General features: G+C 61.7%; 12 protein-coding genes. All 12 read left to right on the top strand.

Annotated features, from left to right (window positions below; all coding sequences use genetic code 11):
• Positions 1-339: 339 nt before the first annotated feature.
• The 12 genes from glnE (at position 340) to AD665_RS19720 (ending at position 16312) form a co-directional block, all read left to right on the top strand.
• On the top strand, positions 340-3279 hold the full coding sequence (gene glnE, locus AD665_RS19665) for a bifunctional [glutamate--ammonia ligase]-adenylyl-L-tyrosine phosphorylase/[glutamate--ammonia-ligase] adenylyltransferase (protein ID WP_053193256.1): 2940 nt from the start codon (positions 340-342) through the stop codon (positions 3277-3279).
• Positions 3280-3888: 609 nt separating this feature from the next.
• The gene (waaF, locus tag AD665_RS19670; RefSeq protein ID WP_024781451.1) at positions 3889-4923 is read left to right on the top strand and encodes a lipopolysaccharide heptosyltransferase II; all 1035 of its coding nucleotides are present in this window, start codon (positions 3889-3891) and stop codon (positions 4921-4923) included.
• A 1-nt stretch (position 4924) separates the two neighbouring features.
• The gene (waaC, locus tag AD665_RS19675; RefSeq protein ID WP_024781450.1) at positions 4925-5983 is read left to right on the top strand and encodes a lipopolysaccharide heptosyltransferase I; all 1059 of its coding nucleotides are present in this window, start codon (positions 4925-4927) and stop codon (positions 5981-5983) included.
• On the top strand, positions 5983-7104 hold the full coding sequence (locus AD665_RS19680; protein ID WP_053193258.1) for a glycosyltransferase family 4 protein: 1122 nt from the start codon (positions 5983-5985) through the stop codon (positions 7102-7104). Before waaC ends, AD665_RS19680 begins: the two co-directional genes overlap by 1 nt.
• Positions 7104-7910 (top strand): lipopolysaccharide core heptose(I) kinase RfaP, encoded by an 807-nt coding sequence (gene rfaP, locus AD665_RS19685; protein WP_024781448.1) that lies wholly within the window; start codon positions 7104-7106, stop codon positions 7908-7910. The genes AD665_RS19680 and rfaP overlap by 1 nt, the downstream gene beginning before the upstream one ends.
• Positions 7910-8644: a lipopolysaccharide kinase InaA family protein gene (locus tag AD665_RS19690; protein ID WP_024781447.1), complete on the top strand. Its 735-nt coding sequence runs from the start codon at positions 7910-7912 to the stop codon at positions 8642-8644. Before rfaP ends, AD665_RS19690 begins: the two co-directional genes overlap by 1 nt.
• Entirely contained in the window at positions 8641-9393 is a 753-nt protein-coding gene (locus AD665_RS19695) for a lipopolysaccharide kinase InaA family protein (protein ID WP_024781446.1), read from the top strand. Before AD665_RS19690 ends, AD665_RS19695 begins: the two co-directional genes overlap by 4 nt.
• On the top strand, positions 9393-10844 hold the full coding sequence (locus AD665_RS19700; RefSeq protein ID WP_053193263.1) for a lipopolysaccharide kinase InaA family protein: 1452 nt from the start codon (positions 9393-9395) through the stop codon (positions 10842-10844). Before AD665_RS19695 ends, AD665_RS19700 begins: the two co-directional genes overlap by 1 nt.
• A 288-nt stretch (positions 10845-11132) precedes the next feature.
• Positions 11133-12890, top strand: coding sequence for a carbamoyltransferase family protein (locus tag AD665_RS19705; RefSeq protein WP_024781444.1), 1758 nt, complete (start codon positions 11133-11135; stop codon positions 12888-12890).
• Positions 12874-14004: a glycosyltransferase gene (locus AD665_RS19710; RefSeq protein WP_024781443.1), complete on the top strand. Its 1131-nt coding sequence runs from the start codon at positions 12874-12876 to the stop codon at positions 14002-14004. Before AD665_RS19705 ends, AD665_RS19710 begins: the two co-directional genes overlap by 17 nt.
• Positions 14004-14900 carry an antimicrobial resistance protein Mig-14 gene (locus tag AD665_RS19715; RefSeq protein ID WP_024781442.1) on the top strand — a complete coding sequence of 299 codons (897 nt, stop codon included), beginning with the start codon at positions 14004-14006 and terminating at the stop codon, positions 14898-14900. The genes AD665_RS19710 and AD665_RS19715 overlap by 1 nt, the downstream gene beginning before the upstream one ends.
• Entirely contained in the window at positions 14897-16312 is a 1416-nt protein-coding gene (locus tag AD665_RS19720) for a PIG-L deacetylase family protein (protein WP_053193265.1), read from the top strand. The genes AD665_RS19715 and AD665_RS19720 overlap by 4 nt, the downstream gene beginning before the upstream one ends.
• Positions 16313-16373: the final 61 nt, after the last annotated feature.

A 16373-nucleotide genomic window follows, 5' to 3' on the forward strand; every position in this document is an offset into this window, starting at 1 on the left:
TTTGCGACTGGCCTTGTGGGCAGACGGTATAAAATTCTTGGATTGCCGAAGGTTGTTTCGGCGGCGTGTAGTTTTACTACAAATCGCCGGCTGTTTCAGCCTCTCGAATGTATAGACGAGTAGTAAAACTACACATGAAAGGCTTTTGGCCCCTCGTTCCGTTGTGAGAATAATCGTTACTGTTGGTCTTTTGCTGACTCGAACAGGTAAAAACTTGATGTCGGCTGCCAATAAAATCAGATTTTTAGCTATTTATCATCTTTGTTCGACAGTCAATCAGGTAGTGGCTTTGGAAAAAACACTACATCCAGCCTTTCCCGCGCCGATCAAGGATAGACCATGAGCCTGCCCCTGCGTGCCGAAATACCGGCAATTCTCCAGTCATTGGTCAGCCGTGCCGAGCAGTCGTTCCGTGCGGCGGTTGCCCTGCTGGACAATGACCCCGAGCTGTCTACCTGGACGCCGGAGCGCTGGAAGGAGTTCCATCGCGTCGCGGCCGCCAGTGATTTTGTCATCGAGCAGAGTGTCCGCGAACCTTTGATGCTACTGGAACTGGTGCGCAGTGGCGAACTGGACCGCAGCCTGGCCGCCGGCGAAATGTGCGCGCAGATAGGCGCGGCGGTGCAGGCCGCCGAGAGCGAAGATGAACTGGGGCGTGTCCTGCGCCGCCAGCGTACGCGCCAGCAGGTGCGGATCATCTGGCGCGACCTGAACCGCAAGGCCGACCTCGTCCAGACCTGCCGCGATCTGTCGGACATGGCCGATACCTGCATCGACCAGGCCTACCAGTGGTTGTACCAGCGACTCTGCCAGCAATTCGGCACGCCCACCGGTCGACGCAGTGGTGCTGCACAGCACATGGTGATCCTGGGCATGGGCAAGCTGGGTGCGGTGGAGTTGAACCTGTCGTCGGACATCGACCTGATCTTCGCCTACCCCGAGGGCGGCGAAACCGTTGGTGTGAAGCGGCCGCTGGATAACCAGGAATTCTTCATCCGCGTTGGCCAGCGCCTGATCAAGGCCCTGGACCTGATAACCGTCGACGGTTTCGTGTTCCGCGTCGACATGCGTTTGCGCCCCTACGGCTCGGCCGGTGCGCTGGTGCTGAGCTTCAACGCCCTGGAGCAGTATTACCAGGATCAGGGGCGCGACTGGGAACGCTACGCGATGATCAAGGCGCGGGTGGTGGCGGGCGACCAGGTGGCGGGTGCGCAGTTGCTCGACATGCTGCGCCCGTTCGTTTATCGCCGTTACCTGGATTTTTCCGCCATCGAAGCGCTGCGCACCATGAAGCAACTGATCCAGCAGGAAGTGCGGCGCAAAGGCATGGCCGACAATATCAAGCTGGGGTCGGGCGGTATCCGTGAAGTGGAGTTCATCGCCCAGGCGTTCCAGTTGATCCACGGCGGGCGCGACCTGAGCCTGCAACAGCGCCCGTTGCTGAAAGTGCTGGGCACCCTGGAAGGCCAAGGTTATCTGCCTGCCGAAGTGATCGACGAGCTGCGTCAGGGCTATGAATTCCTGCGATACACCGAGCATGCGATCCAGGCCATCGCCGACCGCCAGACCCAGATGCTGCCGGACAGCCCCCAGGATCAGGCGCGCATCGCATTCATGCTGGGCTTTGCCGACTGGGCGGCGTTCCACGAGCAATTAATGTATTGGCGTGGGCGCGTGGCCTGGCATTTTGGTCAGGTCATCGCTGATCCGGATGAAGAAGAGGGCAGCGAAAGCGAGGTGGTGGTGGGCGGTGAGTGGTTGCCGTTATGGGAAGACAGCCAGGACGAAGAGGCCGCGTGCCGGCAGTTGGAGGAGGGTGGTTTCGTCAATGCACCCAAGGCGCTGAAGGCCCTGGCCGTCCTGCGCACCAGTCCGCAATTGCGCGCCATGCAGCGCCTGGGGCGTGAACGTCTGGATGCATTCATTCCTCGCCTGCTGGCCCAGGCGGTGGAACATGCCGATCCAGACCTGGTGCTTGAACGGGTATTGCCATTGGTGGAGGCAGTGGCCCGTCGTTCGGCCTATCTGGTGCTGCTGACGGAAAACCCCGGCGCCCTGCGGCGCTTGCTGACGCTGTGCGCGGCGAGCCCGTGGATCGCCGAGCAGATCACCCGTTTCCCCTTGCTGTTGGATGAGTTGCTCAATGAAGGTCGTCTGTTCAAGCCGCCCTTGGCACCGGAGCTGGCGGCGGAGTTGCGCGAACGCCTGACGCGGATTCCCGAGGATGACCTGGAGCAGCAGATGGAAGCCCTGCGGCATTTCAAACTGGCACACCGGCTGCGGGTGGCCGCGTCGGAAATCGCCGGCAGCCTGCCGCTTATGAAGGTCAGCGATTACCTGACCTGGCTGGCCGAGGCAATTCTCGAGCAAGTCCTGGCCCTGGCCTGGCGCCAGACGGCGGCCAAGCATGGCGTACCGTTGCGCACGGACGGCAGTTTGTGCGATCCGGGCTTCATTATTGTCGGTTACGGGAAAGTCGGCGGCCTGGAATTGGGGCATGGTTCCGATCTGGACTTGGTGTTTATCCACGACGGCGATCCCCAGGCGGAAACCGACGGGCCTAAACCCATCGACGGAGCACAGTTCTTCACCCGGCTTGGCCAACGGATCATCCATTTGCTGACGGCTCAGACCAACTCCGGACAGTTATATGAAGTGGATATGCGCCTGCGGCCGTCCGGGGCGTCGGGGTTGCTGGTCAGTTCCCTTGGGGCATTTGCCCGTTATCAGGAGAATGAAGCCTGGACCTGGGAGCACCAGGCACTGGTGCGGGCCCGGGTATTGGTGGGCAGTCAGGATGTGGGCCAGGCCTTCGAGAAAGTCCGGGCTCAGGTGCTTGGGCGCAAACGCGATCTGCCTACGTTGCGCCAGGAGGTCAGCGAGATGCGCGCCAAGATGCGCGATAACCTGGGTAGCAAGGCCACTGCCGCCGGCACCGCGCCAAATGCTTTCGAGGCGGCAGCGCCCTTCGATATCAAGCAGGACGCCGGAGGTATCGTCGATATTGAATTTATGGTGCAATACGCGGCCCTGGCGTGGTCCGAGGAACACCCATCGCTGGCGCGCTACACCGATAACATCCGCATCCTGGAAGGGTTGCAAGAGGTCGGCCTGATGCCGCCCGAAGATGCCGCCCTGCTGCGCGAGGCCTATAAAGCCTACCGCTCCGCCGCCCACCGCCAGGCCTTGCAGAAAGAGGCCGGGGTGATCACCGGCGACCAGTTTGTGGATGAGCGCAGACAGGTGCTGCGGATCTGGCGCGAGCTGGGACTGAGCTGAGTATTGAATGTGGGAGCGAGCCTGCTCGCGAAAGCGGAGTGTCAGGCGGCATTGATTGACTGTGCCGGCCTCATCGCGAGCAGGCTCGCTCCCACAATGGATTTGTGGTGTTTGATGTATTTGGGGTAGATGAAGACCCCCTGTGGGAGCGAGCCTGCTCGCGAAGGCGGAGTATCAGGCGGCATTGATGTTGACTGTGCCGGCCTCATCGCGAGCAGGCTCGCTCCCACAATGGATTTGTGGTGTTTGATGTATTTGGGGTAGATGAAGACCCCCTGTGGGAGCGAGCCTGCCCGCGAAGGCGGAGTGTCAGGCGGCATTGATGTTGACGGTGCCGGCCTCATCGCGAGCAGGCTCGCTCCCACAATGGATTTGTGGTGTTTGATGTATTTGGGGTAGATGAAGACCCCCTGTGGGAGCGAGCCTGCTCGCGAAGGCGGTGTATCGGGCGATGTTGATGTTGGCTGTGCCGACCTCATCGCGAGCGAGCCCGCTCCCACAATGGAAGTGTGATGTGTTGTAGATTGAAGGCAGAAGGCAACGACCTGGGCCACAGTGATTCTCGAGGCGGGGAGGCGTAGGCCTCCCCGTATCGTTTTTGGAACGCACATGAATATTTTGATCGTTGGGCCCAGTTGGGTCGGTGACATGGTGATGGCGCAGACACTGTTCCAGTGCCTGAAACAGCTCCACCCGCAATGCGAGATCGACGTCCTGGCCCCCGAGTGGAGCCGACCGATCCTGGAACGCATGCCGCAAGTACGCAAGGCCTTGAGCTTTCCGCTCGGTCACGGTGTGCTGGAGCTGGCGACCCGCAGACGCATCGGCAAGTCCCTGGCCAGTCAATATGACCAGGCAATCCTGTTACCCAACTCGTTGAAGTCGGCATTGGTGCCGTTCTTCGCCGGGATCCCCAAGCGTACCGGCTGGCGCGGCGAGTTCCGCTATGGCCTGCTCAACGATGTGCGCACGCTGGACAAAGATCGCTATCCGCTGATGATCGAGCGTTTCATGGCCCTGGCCTATGCGCCGGGTGCCGAGTTGCCCAAGCCCTACCCGCGTCCTGATCTGCAGATCGATCCAGTGACCCGCGAAGCGGCGCTGGCCAAGTTCGGCCTGAGCCTGGACCGCCCGGTGTTGGCGTTGTGCCCCGGTGCCGAGTTCGGCGAATCCAAGCGTTGGCCGGCGGATCATTACGCCCAGGTGGCCGAAGCGAAGATCCGCGAAGGTTGGCAAGTCTGGCTCTTCGGTTCGAAAAACGATCACTCGGTGGGCGAGGACATCCGTTCGCGGCTGATTCCGGGCCTGCGGGAAGAGGCGGTAAACCTCAGTGGTGACACGTCCCTGGCGGAAGCCATTGACCTGTTGTCCTGCGCCGATTCGGTGGTGTCCAACGATTCCGGGCTGATGCACGTGGCCGCCGCCCTGAACCGCCCATTGGTGGCCGTTTACGGCTCTACCTCGCCGGGTTTTACGCCACCACTGGCCGACAAGGTCGAAGTGGTGCGCCTGGGCATTGAATGCAGCCCGTGCTTCGACCGTACCTGCCGCTTCGGTCATTACAATTGTCTGCGTCAGCTCATGCCTCCGTCGGTGAATGATGCTCTGGCACGTTTGCAGGGCATCCCCGTGGAGGTCCAGTAACTTGCGGGTACTGTTGATCAAGACCTCTTCGCTGGGTGATGTGGTCCACACGCTGCCGGCGTTGACCGACGCGGCGCGGGCGATTCCCGGCATCCGGTTCGATTGGGTGGTGGAAGAGGGTTTCGCCGAGATTCCGACCTGGCACCCGGCCGTGGGTAAGGTCATTCCGGTGGCGATCCGCCGCTGGCGCAAGAACCTCTGGCAAACCATCAAGAGCGGCGAGTGGCGACGCTTCAAGCAGAGCATGCGCGCTGAACGGTATGACCTGGTGATCGATGCCCAGGGCCTGCTCAAAAGTGCCTGGCTGACTCGCTACGTCAAGGCTCCTGTGGCCGGCCTGGATAAGGATTCGGCCCGTGAACCCCTGGCTGCGCGTTTCTATTCCCGTCGCCTGGCGGTGGCACGCGGTCAGCACGCGGTAGAGCGTGTGCGGCAGTTGTTCGCCGTGGCGCTGGGCTATGACCTGCCCCAGAGCCTGGGCAACTACGGCCTGAGCGTCGATCGTTTGGTGGAACTTCCGCGCGCGTACCCTTATGTGGTGTTCCTGCACGGCACGACATGGGAATCCAAGCACTGGCCGGAGCTGTATTGGCGCCAGCTCACCGAGCGCATGGGCCAGTTCGGCGTGGTGGTGAAGTTGCCGTGGGGCAATCCGCTGGAAAAAGCCCGGGCCGAACGTATCGCCAATGGGCTGCGTAACGCCCTGGTGCTGCCGAAACTGAACCTGGGTGGGATGGGCAAGGTACTGGCCGGCGCCCAGGCTTGTGTGGCGGTAGACACTGGCCTGGGTCACCTGGCCGCCGCCCTGGACGTGCCGACCATCTCACTGCTCGGCCCCACCAACCCGGTGCTGACTGGCGCCTATGGCAAGGGCCAGATCCATCTTGCCAGCGATTTCCCCTGTGCCCCTTGCATGCAGAAACAATGCACTTATCCGCCGACCGCCGAAGATGCCCGTCGGTTTGACCTGAAGCGCGAGCAGCCCTTGTGCTTTACGCGACTGAACCCCGAGCGTGTTGCCAGCCACCTGAGCACGTTATTGGCTGAGGAGCCGCGCTGATGCAATTGGCTTTTGTCCTTTATAAATACTTTCCCTTCGGCGGCCTGCAGCGTGACTTCATGCGCATCGCCCTGGAATGCCAGCGGCGTGGTCATCAGATCCGTGTCTACACGCTGATCTGGGAAGGTGACGTCCCGCCGGGTTTCGAAGTGTTGGTGGCACCAGTCAAGGCACTGTTCAACCATCGTCGCAACGAGAAGCTCAGTGCGTGGATGGAAGCCGACCTGGCCAGGCGCCCGGTAGACCGTTTGATCGGCTTCAACAAGATGCCTGGCCTGGACGTGTATTACGCCGCCGACGGCTGTTTTGAAGACAAGGCGCAGACCCTGCGCAATTCCTTGTATCGACGCTGGGGTCGCTACCGGCATTTTGCCGAGTACGAGCGAGCGGTGTTCGCCAGGGACGCCAAGACAGACGTGCTGATGATTTCCGAAGTCCAGCAGCCGCTGTTCATCAAGCATTACGGCACGCCACTGGAGCGCTTCCACTTATTGCCGCCGGGCATCGCCCAGGACCGCCGCCGACCCGCCGATGCTGACGCGATTCGTGCCGCGTTCCGTGCTGAGTTCGAACTGGCCGATGACGATCTGCTATTGGTGCAAATCGGGTCCGGGTTCAAGACCAAGGGCGTGGATCGCAGTCTCAAGGCGCTCGCCGCTCTGCCTGCCGAACTGAAAAAACGTACCCGGCTGTTTGTAATCGGCCAGGACGACCCCAAAGTATTCCAATTGCAGAGCGCCACGTTGGGGCTCGGTGACAATGTGCGATTCCTCAAGGGGCGCAGCGATATCCCGCGTTTCCTCCTGGGCGCCGACCTGTTGATTCATCCGGCGTACAACGAAAACACTGGCACTGTGCTGCTCGAAGCGCTGGTGGCCGGGTTGCCGGTGCTGGTCAGTGCGGTGTGCGGGTACGCCCATTACATCGCCGAGGCCGACAGTGGGCTGGTGCTGGACGAGCCGTTCGAACAGGCGCAGCTCACCGAATACCTGGAACGGATGCTGGGTGATGCCGATGCGCGGGCGGCCTGGAGCCGCAATGGTCTGGCCTTCGCGGAAACGGCCGACCTCTACAGCATGCCGCAGCACGCGGCCGATGTGATATTGGCGGAGCACCCGTAATGAAATTGATGCTGGCCGAACCGTTCAAGAGCCTTTGGGCCGGGCGCGATGCGTTCGTCGAAGTCGAGGCGCTCAAGGGCGAGGTCTATCGTGAACTGGAAGCCCGGCGCACCTTGCGCACCGAGGTGGACGGTCGCGGCTTTTTCGTGAAGATCCACCGTGGCATCGGTTGGGGCGAGATCGTCAAGAACCTGGTCACCGCCAAGCTGCCGGTCCTCGGTGCGGGGCAGGAGTGGAAAGCCATCCAGCGCCTGCAGGAAGTCGGCGTGCCGACCATGACCGCCGTTGCGTATGGCGAAAAGGGCCAGAACCCGGCGGACCAGCACTCCTTCATCGTCACCGAAGAGCTGGCGCCGACCATCAGTCTCGAAGACTTCAGCATCGACTGGGTCAAGCATCCGCCGCAACCGGCGCTCAAGCGGGCCCTGATCGCCGAAGTGGCGCGCATGACCGGCATGATGCACCGTGCCGGGGTCAACCATCGCGACTGCTACATCTGCCATTTTCTGCTGCACACCGACAAGCCGGTGACCCCGCGGGATTTCAAGCTCTCGGTGATTGACCTGCATCGCGCCCAGACCCGGCCGGCCATTACCACTCGTTGGCGCAACAAGGACTTGGCTGCGCTGTATTTCTCGGCGCTGGACATCGGACTGACCCGTCGTGACAAGCTGCGCTTTTTGAAGGGCTACTTTCAGCAGCCGTTGCGCCGGATCCTGGCGCAAGAGGCCGCACTGTTGAGCAGGCTCGAAGCCAAGGCCAACAAACTCTATGCCCGCAAACAGCGGTACGGGGATGCGCTCTGATGTCGGGTTGGAAACTGGAGCCGGCGTACGCCGAGCTGGCGCAGGATTTCGGCAGCCTCGATGCGGTATTCGCCCTGCAAGGGGAGCGCTTGACCCGCGACCCGCTGTCGGAGGTGATCCGCGTACAGCGCGATGGCGTGAACTATTACGTCAAGCGCTACGTCGGGGCAGGCAAGGGTTTGCGCCGTTACCTGGGCAAGCCGCGGGTCAAGTCCGAATGGCAGAACCTCAAGCGCTTCGCCAAGTGGGGCATTCCTACGGCCGAGATCGTGGCATGGGGCCTGGAGCGCAACGGCGCCGCCTATGCCCGGGGGGCGATGATCACCCGCGAACTGCCCTGCACCGAAGACCTCTCGGCTCTGGCCGAGCGACACGACCTGCGGCTGGCTGATCGTGCCTGGGTTGATGGAGTGAGCCGGCAACTGGCCGGTTATACCCGGACCATGCACGAGCATCGTTTCACCCATAACGACCTGAAGTGGCGCAATCTGTTGATCGACGACCGGTCACGGCTGTTTTTGATCGACTGCCCGAACGGTGATTTCTGGCGGGGATTCTGGCTCAAGTACCGCATCACCAAGGACCTGGCGTGCCTGGACAAAGTCGCCAAGTATCACTTGTCGGCCACCCAGCGCCTGCGTTTCTACCTGCAATACCGCCAACGCGATCGACTCGATACGTGCGACAAGAAGCGCATCCGTCACGTGGTGAGATTTTTCGAGGGGCGTGAATGACTGATTTCCTGGCCGCTGAAGACCGGCCATTGCTGGAACGCCATGGTCTGGACAGTTTCGACGCCTTATGGGCACGGCAACTGGAGGCGGTGGACGAGCCCAATACGTCGGGCGATGGTTGGAGCAGTGTGTTTCGGCTGGAGCTGGAAGGGCGGGGCTATTACCTCAAGCGCCAGAGCAATTACTTGACGCGGACCTTGTCCCACCCCTTCGGTGAGCCGAGCTTTTCCCGGGAATTTCGCAACATCAGCCGTTATCGCCAGTTGGGTATCCCGGCCTTGCAAGCTGTGTTCTACGGCCAGCGCAAGATCGACGGCGAGGTGCGAGCGATCCTGCTGACGCGGGCCCTGGATGGCTGGGATGATCTGGATTCGCTGTTGCAGGACTGGCCGGCGCTGACGGCGGCGCAACGTTCGACCGTCCTGAAAGCCTGCGGTCACCTGGCGCGGCGGCTGCATGGCATGCATCAGGTTCATGGTTGCTTTTACCCCAAGCACATCTTTCTGCAAGCGACTGCCGATGGCTATCAGGCGCAATTGATCGACCTGGAGAAGACCCGCCCGCTACTGTTCGGTCAGCGCGACAGGGTCAAGGATCTTGAGCCTTTGCTGCGTCGTGCGTCAGTCTGGAATGAAGGCGAGGTTCGTCAGTTGTTGGCTGCCTATCTGGATCAGCCAGCGGACGCCGCTCTGGTCGATCGCTGGTTGACCCGCCTGACCGCCCGGCGCAGCCACAAGGAAGCCCGTTGATGCATTTGTCCGAATTGAAAAGCGCCGGTCGCAGTCCCGGCCTGCCCCTGAGCGTGGAGCTGGCCGATGCCGCCGGCCCGGCGCAATTGCAGTTGCTGTCGCTGTTGCGGGTGCTGCCGGGGCAGCGTTATGTCGGTGCCGGCGTCTGGCGCGGCCGGCCGGTGCTGGCCAAATTGCTGGTCGGCAGCAAGGCGGCCCGGCATTTCCAGCGCGAACTGCAAGGCGTGCGCCTGCTGGCGGAACAGGGTTTGACGACGCCGGTGTTGCTGGCCGACGGCCTGAAAGACGGCGAGGGCGGTTGGTTGTTGTTCGAGTTCCTCGAAGGCGCTGAAAGCCTGGGGGACGCCTGGAAGCAGGTCGAACAGTTGCCCTTGCTGGCCGACGAGCAAGCGGCGGTATTGGCCGAAGCCCTTGGCGCGATTGCGCAACTGCACGGCAAAGGACTCTGGCAGGAAGACCTGCATCTGGACAATCTGCTACGCCACGACGGCAAGCTCTACCTGATCGATGGCGCTGGCATTCGTGCTGAAACACCGGGAAAAGCGTTGTCTCGGCAAAAAGTGCTGGAGAACCTGGGGGTGTTTTTCGCTCAGTTGCCTAAATCCCTCGAACCGTTCAATGAAGAGCTGTTGGTGCACTACCTGCTGGGCAACGCCGAGCACGCGTTACCCATGGAGGCGCTGCAAAAGCAGATCGACAAGGTTCAGGCCTGGCGACTGAAGGACTTCCTGGAAAAGGTCGGGCGCGAATGCAGCCTGTTCAGCGTGCAGCGTGGAGCATTCGGCCTGCGGGCGATCCGGCGTGATGAAGAAGCGGCCATGATACCGGTGCTGGAGCGAGCAGATGCCTTGCTGGACCAGGGCCACTTGTACAAGACCGGGGGCGCGGCGAGTGTCGGCAAAGTCGAGGTGGACGGCCGCACCCTGGTTATCAAACGCTACAACATCAAGAGCTTCGTCCATTGGCTCAAGCGCTTCTGGCGTCCCAGTCGTGCCTGGCACTCCTGGCGCGAAGGGCATCGGCTGACGTTTCTCGGCATCGCCACCCCCAAACCACTGGCCTTGCTGGAAAAGCGTTTCCTGTGGCTGCGTCGTGGTGCCTACCTGGTGACCGAGCATCTGTCGGGGCCCGATATCATCGAGCGTTTTGCCCCTTGCGTGGAAAGCGGGGAGGCGCCCGAGTCCGAGTTGCTGGCGCTGGATCGATTGTTCGCCGACCTGATCCGCGAGCGCATCAGCCACGGCGACCTCAAGGGCCACAACCTGTTCTGGCAGCACGACCGCTGGGCGCTGATCGATCTGGACTCCATGTGTCAGCACCGCACCCACGCCAGCTTCGCCCCAGCCTATGCCCGGGATCGGGCGCGATTCATGCGCAATTGGCCTGAGGACAGCGCGTTGTATCGGGTGATCGATCAGCGGGTGCCCAAGGACATTACCGGCGAGTCATGACTCGGGCCTGCGGCCCTATCGCGAGCAGGCTCGCTCCCACAATTGGTCGGCAGCGTACTTGATCCAATGTGGGAGCGAGCCTGCTCGCGAAGACGGAGTGCCAGGCACCTGAGCATTCAGGGCCGCCCAGGTTTTACGGGCACCAAGCGCTCGCCACTCACCGCTAGCGGCTTATCGCCGCTTTTACGCTATAATCCCGCCCTTTAGCTGCCCAACGCCCCGGCGCGCGGCACATCAATTTTTTGCGGCGCTTGTCGCCCGTATGCAGACAAAAGAGGCTAGACCCCTGTGGCATTGACGATTCTTGGCCTGTCCGGCGCCCTTAGCCATGATCCTTCCGCAGCGCTGTACATAGACGGCAAGCTGATCGCGGCGGCCGAGGAAGAGCGCTTCGTACGCGATAAACATGCCAAGAACCGCATGCCCTATGAGTCGGCGAAGTTCTGTCTGGAGCAGGCCGGCATCAAACCGTCCGACGTCGACGTGGTAGCAATTCCGTTCGCGCCGATCAGCCTGTTCGGCGAGGCGCGCTGGCACTACGCCAAGCGCTACTGGTACGCCCCGGACCGTGCTCTCGACGCGATCCTGATGGGTAACCGTCGCTACAAGCGCTATCGTCGCAAGATCGTCTGGTGCCTGGAACAACTGGGCTTTGATCCGAAAAAGATCAAGATCGAGCCGGTCGAGCATCACCTGGCCCACGCTTCCAGCGCGTATCACTGCTCGGGTTTCCAGGAAAAAACCGCAATCCTGGGTATCGACGGCAAGGGCGAGTACGCCACGACCTTCTTTGGCTATGGCGAAAACGGCAAGATCCACAAGATCAAGGAGTTTTTCGACCCGGACTCCCTGGGCGGCTTGTACGGTGCGATCACCGAGTTCCTCGGCTTTGAAATGCTCGACGGCGAATTCAAGGTCATGGGCATGGCGCCCTATGGCGATGCCAGCAAGTACGATTTCTCGCGCCTGGCCTCGTTCGAGAACGGCCAGTTGGTGATCAACACCGACTACGCCAACGTGATCGGCCTGCGCCGCTATAAAGAGAAGGGCAAGGGCTTCTACTTCTCGCCGAAGCTGATCGAATGGCTCGGTCCCAAGCGCGAAGGCGACATCGCCGACGAGCCATACATCCATTACGCGGCCAGCATGCAGGCGCTGTTCGAGAAACTTGCGCTGCAGATGATCGACCACTACCTGGGCGACGTGCTCAAGGAAACCGGCAAGCTGGCTTTCGCCGGCGGTTGCGCGTTGAACGTCAAGCTGAACCAGAAGATCATCGCCCGTGACGACGTCAAGGAGCTGTTCGTGCAACCGGCTTCCGGCGACGCCGGTACCGCGGTGGGCGCGGCGGCTTATGTATCCCATGCCCGTGGCGTGCCGGTGGAGAAGATGGAACACGTCTACCTCGGCCCGGCCTACAGCAACGAAGACGTGATCGCCGCATGCGCCCGTCATCCGAGCAAGCCGGCGTGGCGCAAGATCGACAACACCCCTGAACGCATTGCCAAAATCATGGTCGATGGCAACCCCGTGGCCTGGTTCCAGGGGCGTATGGAGTTTGGTCCGCGTGCCCTGGGTGGTCGCTCGATCATCGGTTGCCCGAGCGCCAGCGGCGTGGCGGATCGCATCAACGAACAGATCAAGTTCCGCGAGCGCTGGAGGCCTTTCTGCCCGTCGATGCTCGATACCGTCGCGCCGCAGATGATCAAGGTCGATCATCCCGCCCCCTTCATGACTTTCACGTTCGAAGTGGCCGAGGAGTGGAAAAGCCGCGTGCCGGAAGTCGTCCATGAAGACGGTACTTCCCGGGCCCAGGTGCTCAAGCGCGAATACAACCCGCGCTACTACGACATGATGAAGGCCCTGGAAGTCCTGACGGGCAACGGCGTGTCCCTGAACACCTCGCTCAACCGCCGCGGCGAACCGATGATCTGCTCGCCGACCGACGCGCTGAACATGTTCTATGGCTCGGACCTGCAATACCTGATCATGGAAGACATTCTGGTGGTCAAAGACGGCGTGGACGCTTATGACACGCTCGGCTGAGCGACATGTGCTGCAGTTCTGTCACGGTTATGACGGGCCGTTTCTCGACTGCGCCCGTCAGTACGCCAGTCTGTTCGCGGGCACTGGCTATCGCGTGACCACGGTTTTTCTCACCGGGGTCGCCGATGCCGAGGTCGCTGCTGGTTGCGCCTCGGACGAGGTGCTGTTCATGGAGTACAGCTCCAGTGCCGTGAGAGGCCTGAAGCTGGGCGCCATTGGCGATCTGCGCAAGATCGCCGCTTCGCGCAATTTCAGTTTCTGCATTGCCCACCGTTTCAAGCCTATCTACATCGCCCTGCTCGGTACCGGGTTGCCGGTGATTGGCGTGCACCATGCCTTTGGCGACTACCAGCGGCGTACTCGCCGGCTGTTCGCGCATGTTTTTCGCAAGCGCCTGAGCTTGCTCGGGGTTTCCGATGCGGTGCGTGACGACATGCGCCGCTGCCTGCCGAATTGGCCGGCGGGTCGAATCCAGACCCTCTACAACCGCATCGACCTGGAGGCTGCGCGGGCTGGCTTGGTGTCCCGGGACGAGGCGCGGCATACCTTGGGGCTGGAAGCAAACGCCTGGGTCGTCGGCAACGTCGGCCGCCTGCATCCGGACAAGGATCAGGCCACGTTGTTGCGAGGTTTTGCCGCGGCACTTGCGTATCTGCCCGGCCATAGTCAGCTGGCCATTCTCGGCAAGGGGCGCCTGGAGCAGAATCTTCGGGACCTGGCGCTTGAACTGGGAATCGCCGACCGCGTGCTGTTTCTCGGCCAGGTGCCTGAGGCGCGCCGTTACTTCCGGGCTTTCGACGTGTTTGCCCTGAGTTCCGATCACGAACCGTTCGGCATGGTGTTGCTCGAAGCCATGGCCGCTGGCGTGCCATTGTTGGCCACGGCCTGTGGCGGGGCGAAGGAAGTGGTCGAAGGCGTGGGTATTCTGTTTCCCCTGGGCGACGCCGAGCACCTGGCCCAGGGGCTGCAACACCTGGCGGTCATGGACGATCTGCAGCGTCGTCAATGCGCCGAGCTGATGCTTGATCGCCTACGTGAACGTTTCTCGGATCGTGCGGTACGCGAGGCATTCTGGCGTTTGCCTCAAGTCACCGAACTGGCGCCGAGGGTCTGATGCTGAACCGATTCCAAGGCTGGCGTGAGCGCGGCTGGACAGCCGTAGATGCACCGGTTTATACCCAGGTCTGGCAGCGTTTCGGTGGCAGTGTGGCGACCCATCCCCTGGTGGTCGAACGCCTGGCAGCCCTGGCCGGCATTCCTGTGCGTTACCTGGCATACGAACACCAGGGTGAGTTGAAGGCGGCAATTGCGACCTGGGGCCGGGATTTGGCGCTGTCCAAGGAGGTGCTCAAGCGTAGCGGCAAGAAGGGCCTGTTCGATCTGGGCAATGCCGAGCTTATCCTACCGGCGGCGCCCGAAACCCAGGCGCCGTTGCGTCATCGCGGACGTTATCTCTCGGCCCTCAACGAGGGACGTTTCAGTGGCCTGAAGGTACAGCAGGAGCAGTTGGCCATGGCGCGTACGCCGGAAGAGCTGTCCAAGAAGTTTCGCTACAACCAGCGCCGCGAGCTGCGTTTGCTGGAAGAGGCTGGTGGGGTGGTGCGTTCGGTCAATGAGTTCTCCAGCGCGGAACTGGCGTCGATCTACTGCGACCTGTTCCAGCGTCGTTGGGGGTTTGCGGCGACCGGCGCCGAGCGCATGGGTGAGGTGATCGAGCTGTTGCGCGAACTGCTGATCGGCTCGGTGATTTTTCTCAACGATGCGCCGATTGCCATTCAACTGGTGTATCGGGTGGAAGCGCCGGAGTGGATCAGCGTCGAGTACATCAACGGCGGCGTGGACCCGCAGACGCGCGAATTCAGCCCCGGTAGCGTGCTGAGCTTCCTCAACACCCAAAACGCCTGGGAACATGCCCGCGCCGCCGGCAAGCCGTTGCGTTTTTCGTTCGGCCGGGCGGACCGGGAGTACAAGGACCGCTGGTGCAACCCTGTGCCGGTGTTTACCGTATGAATCCACCCGTCAGCCGCAAACAGCAATTGCTCAAACGCCATCGTCGCAACAAGCGCGTGGGTTTGTTGCTGGCGCTCATGATGCTGGTCTTGCTGGGTATACTGGTCGCCTGGTGGCTGCCGTTGGTGCTGGCGGTATTGGCGTGGATCGCTCATGAAGCGTGGTTCGCCGATCACCTGTTTTATTCGCCCAGGGACGATTACCAGTACAGCTTTGCGCCATTCACCCAGCAGCCGAAGGTGCATCTTGACGCCGGTCGGCTGCGGTTGGATGAGGGCGTGATGCTGGACGACGGCGCCACGCTGATCCTGGCGCTGCGGGTCAGAAGCACCTGGCTGGGGCGTTTCATCGACCCGCTGGTCGAATTGTCGGGCGGTGAGCATCTGGATCGACAGGTCTTCGAGCGAGGAGCCAATGGCCTGCGCTACCTCAATCTCAGCGAGCAGGGAAGTACTCTGTCCCGAGGCGAGCTGCGTCTGCACGGTCGTTTTTGCCGTTTGCTGGGTGAGCCGACCCTGTGGTCTTTCCCGGCAGAGGATGTGCTGCGTCAGCGGGTGATGGTCATCGCGCCACACGCCGACGATGCGGAGTTGGCGGCGTTCGGGTTGTACAGCCAGGCCGGCGAAGCCTGGATCGTGACGCTGACCGCCGGCGAAATCGAAGCCGAACATTATCAACAGATGGGCCTGGACGGCGTTGAGGCGGCACGGCTCAAGGGTCGCTTACGCGCCTGGGACAGTATTGCCGTGCCGCGCTGGGCCGGGGTACCTGAAAGTCATTGTGTGCAACTGGGATACTTCTGCTTGCAACTGGCGGCCATGCAGGCCGCGCCCGGCCAGCCCCAAAGTTCACGCGAAGCGGACCTGAGCGATACCCGACTGTTCCGTCAGATGAATCCGCTTACCTTGCCCGGCGACGCCGACGGTGCAGCGACCTGGAACAATCTGCTGGCAGACTTGCGCGAGCTGATCTTGATGGCGCGCCCGGAAATTATTGTGTTGCCGCACCCGGTCCTTGATCCGCACCCCGATCATCTTTGTGCACACAACGCCGTCATGCAGGCACTCGAGGGCTTGGAATGGCAGCCCACGACGCTGTTGGGCTATGCCAATCACCTCCACGACAATGATCGCTGGCCGATGGGCGACACGGGTGCGGGCGTTGCCTTGCCGCCCTATTTCGACCCGGCTCGAGCGATGTGTCCCATCAGTCTGCCGTTGGGGCTGGCCGTGCAGCATGACAAGGCCATGGCGCTGGCCATGATGCATGATCTGCAACCGCCTGCGCCGTTCAAGCGTCGCCTGCGTCGTGGTATTCAGCGGCTGCTGGCCGGGCGTAGGAGCTCTTCGTATGGCGAGAATGAGTTTTTTCGCAAGGCTGTGCGCCGCCATGAACTGTTTTGGCGGCTGTAGGGGTTCATGGTGGGACATCAACAAGACCCTAGCTACTACTTATCATTCATCCAGGCGATGG

Origin of the sequence: Pseudomonas corrugata, assembly GCF_001269905.1 — a bacterium.
Classification (GTDB): domain Bacteria; phylum Pseudomonadota; class Gammaproteobacteria; order Pseudomonadales; family Pseudomonadaceae; genus Aquipseudomonas; species Aquipseudomonas corrugata.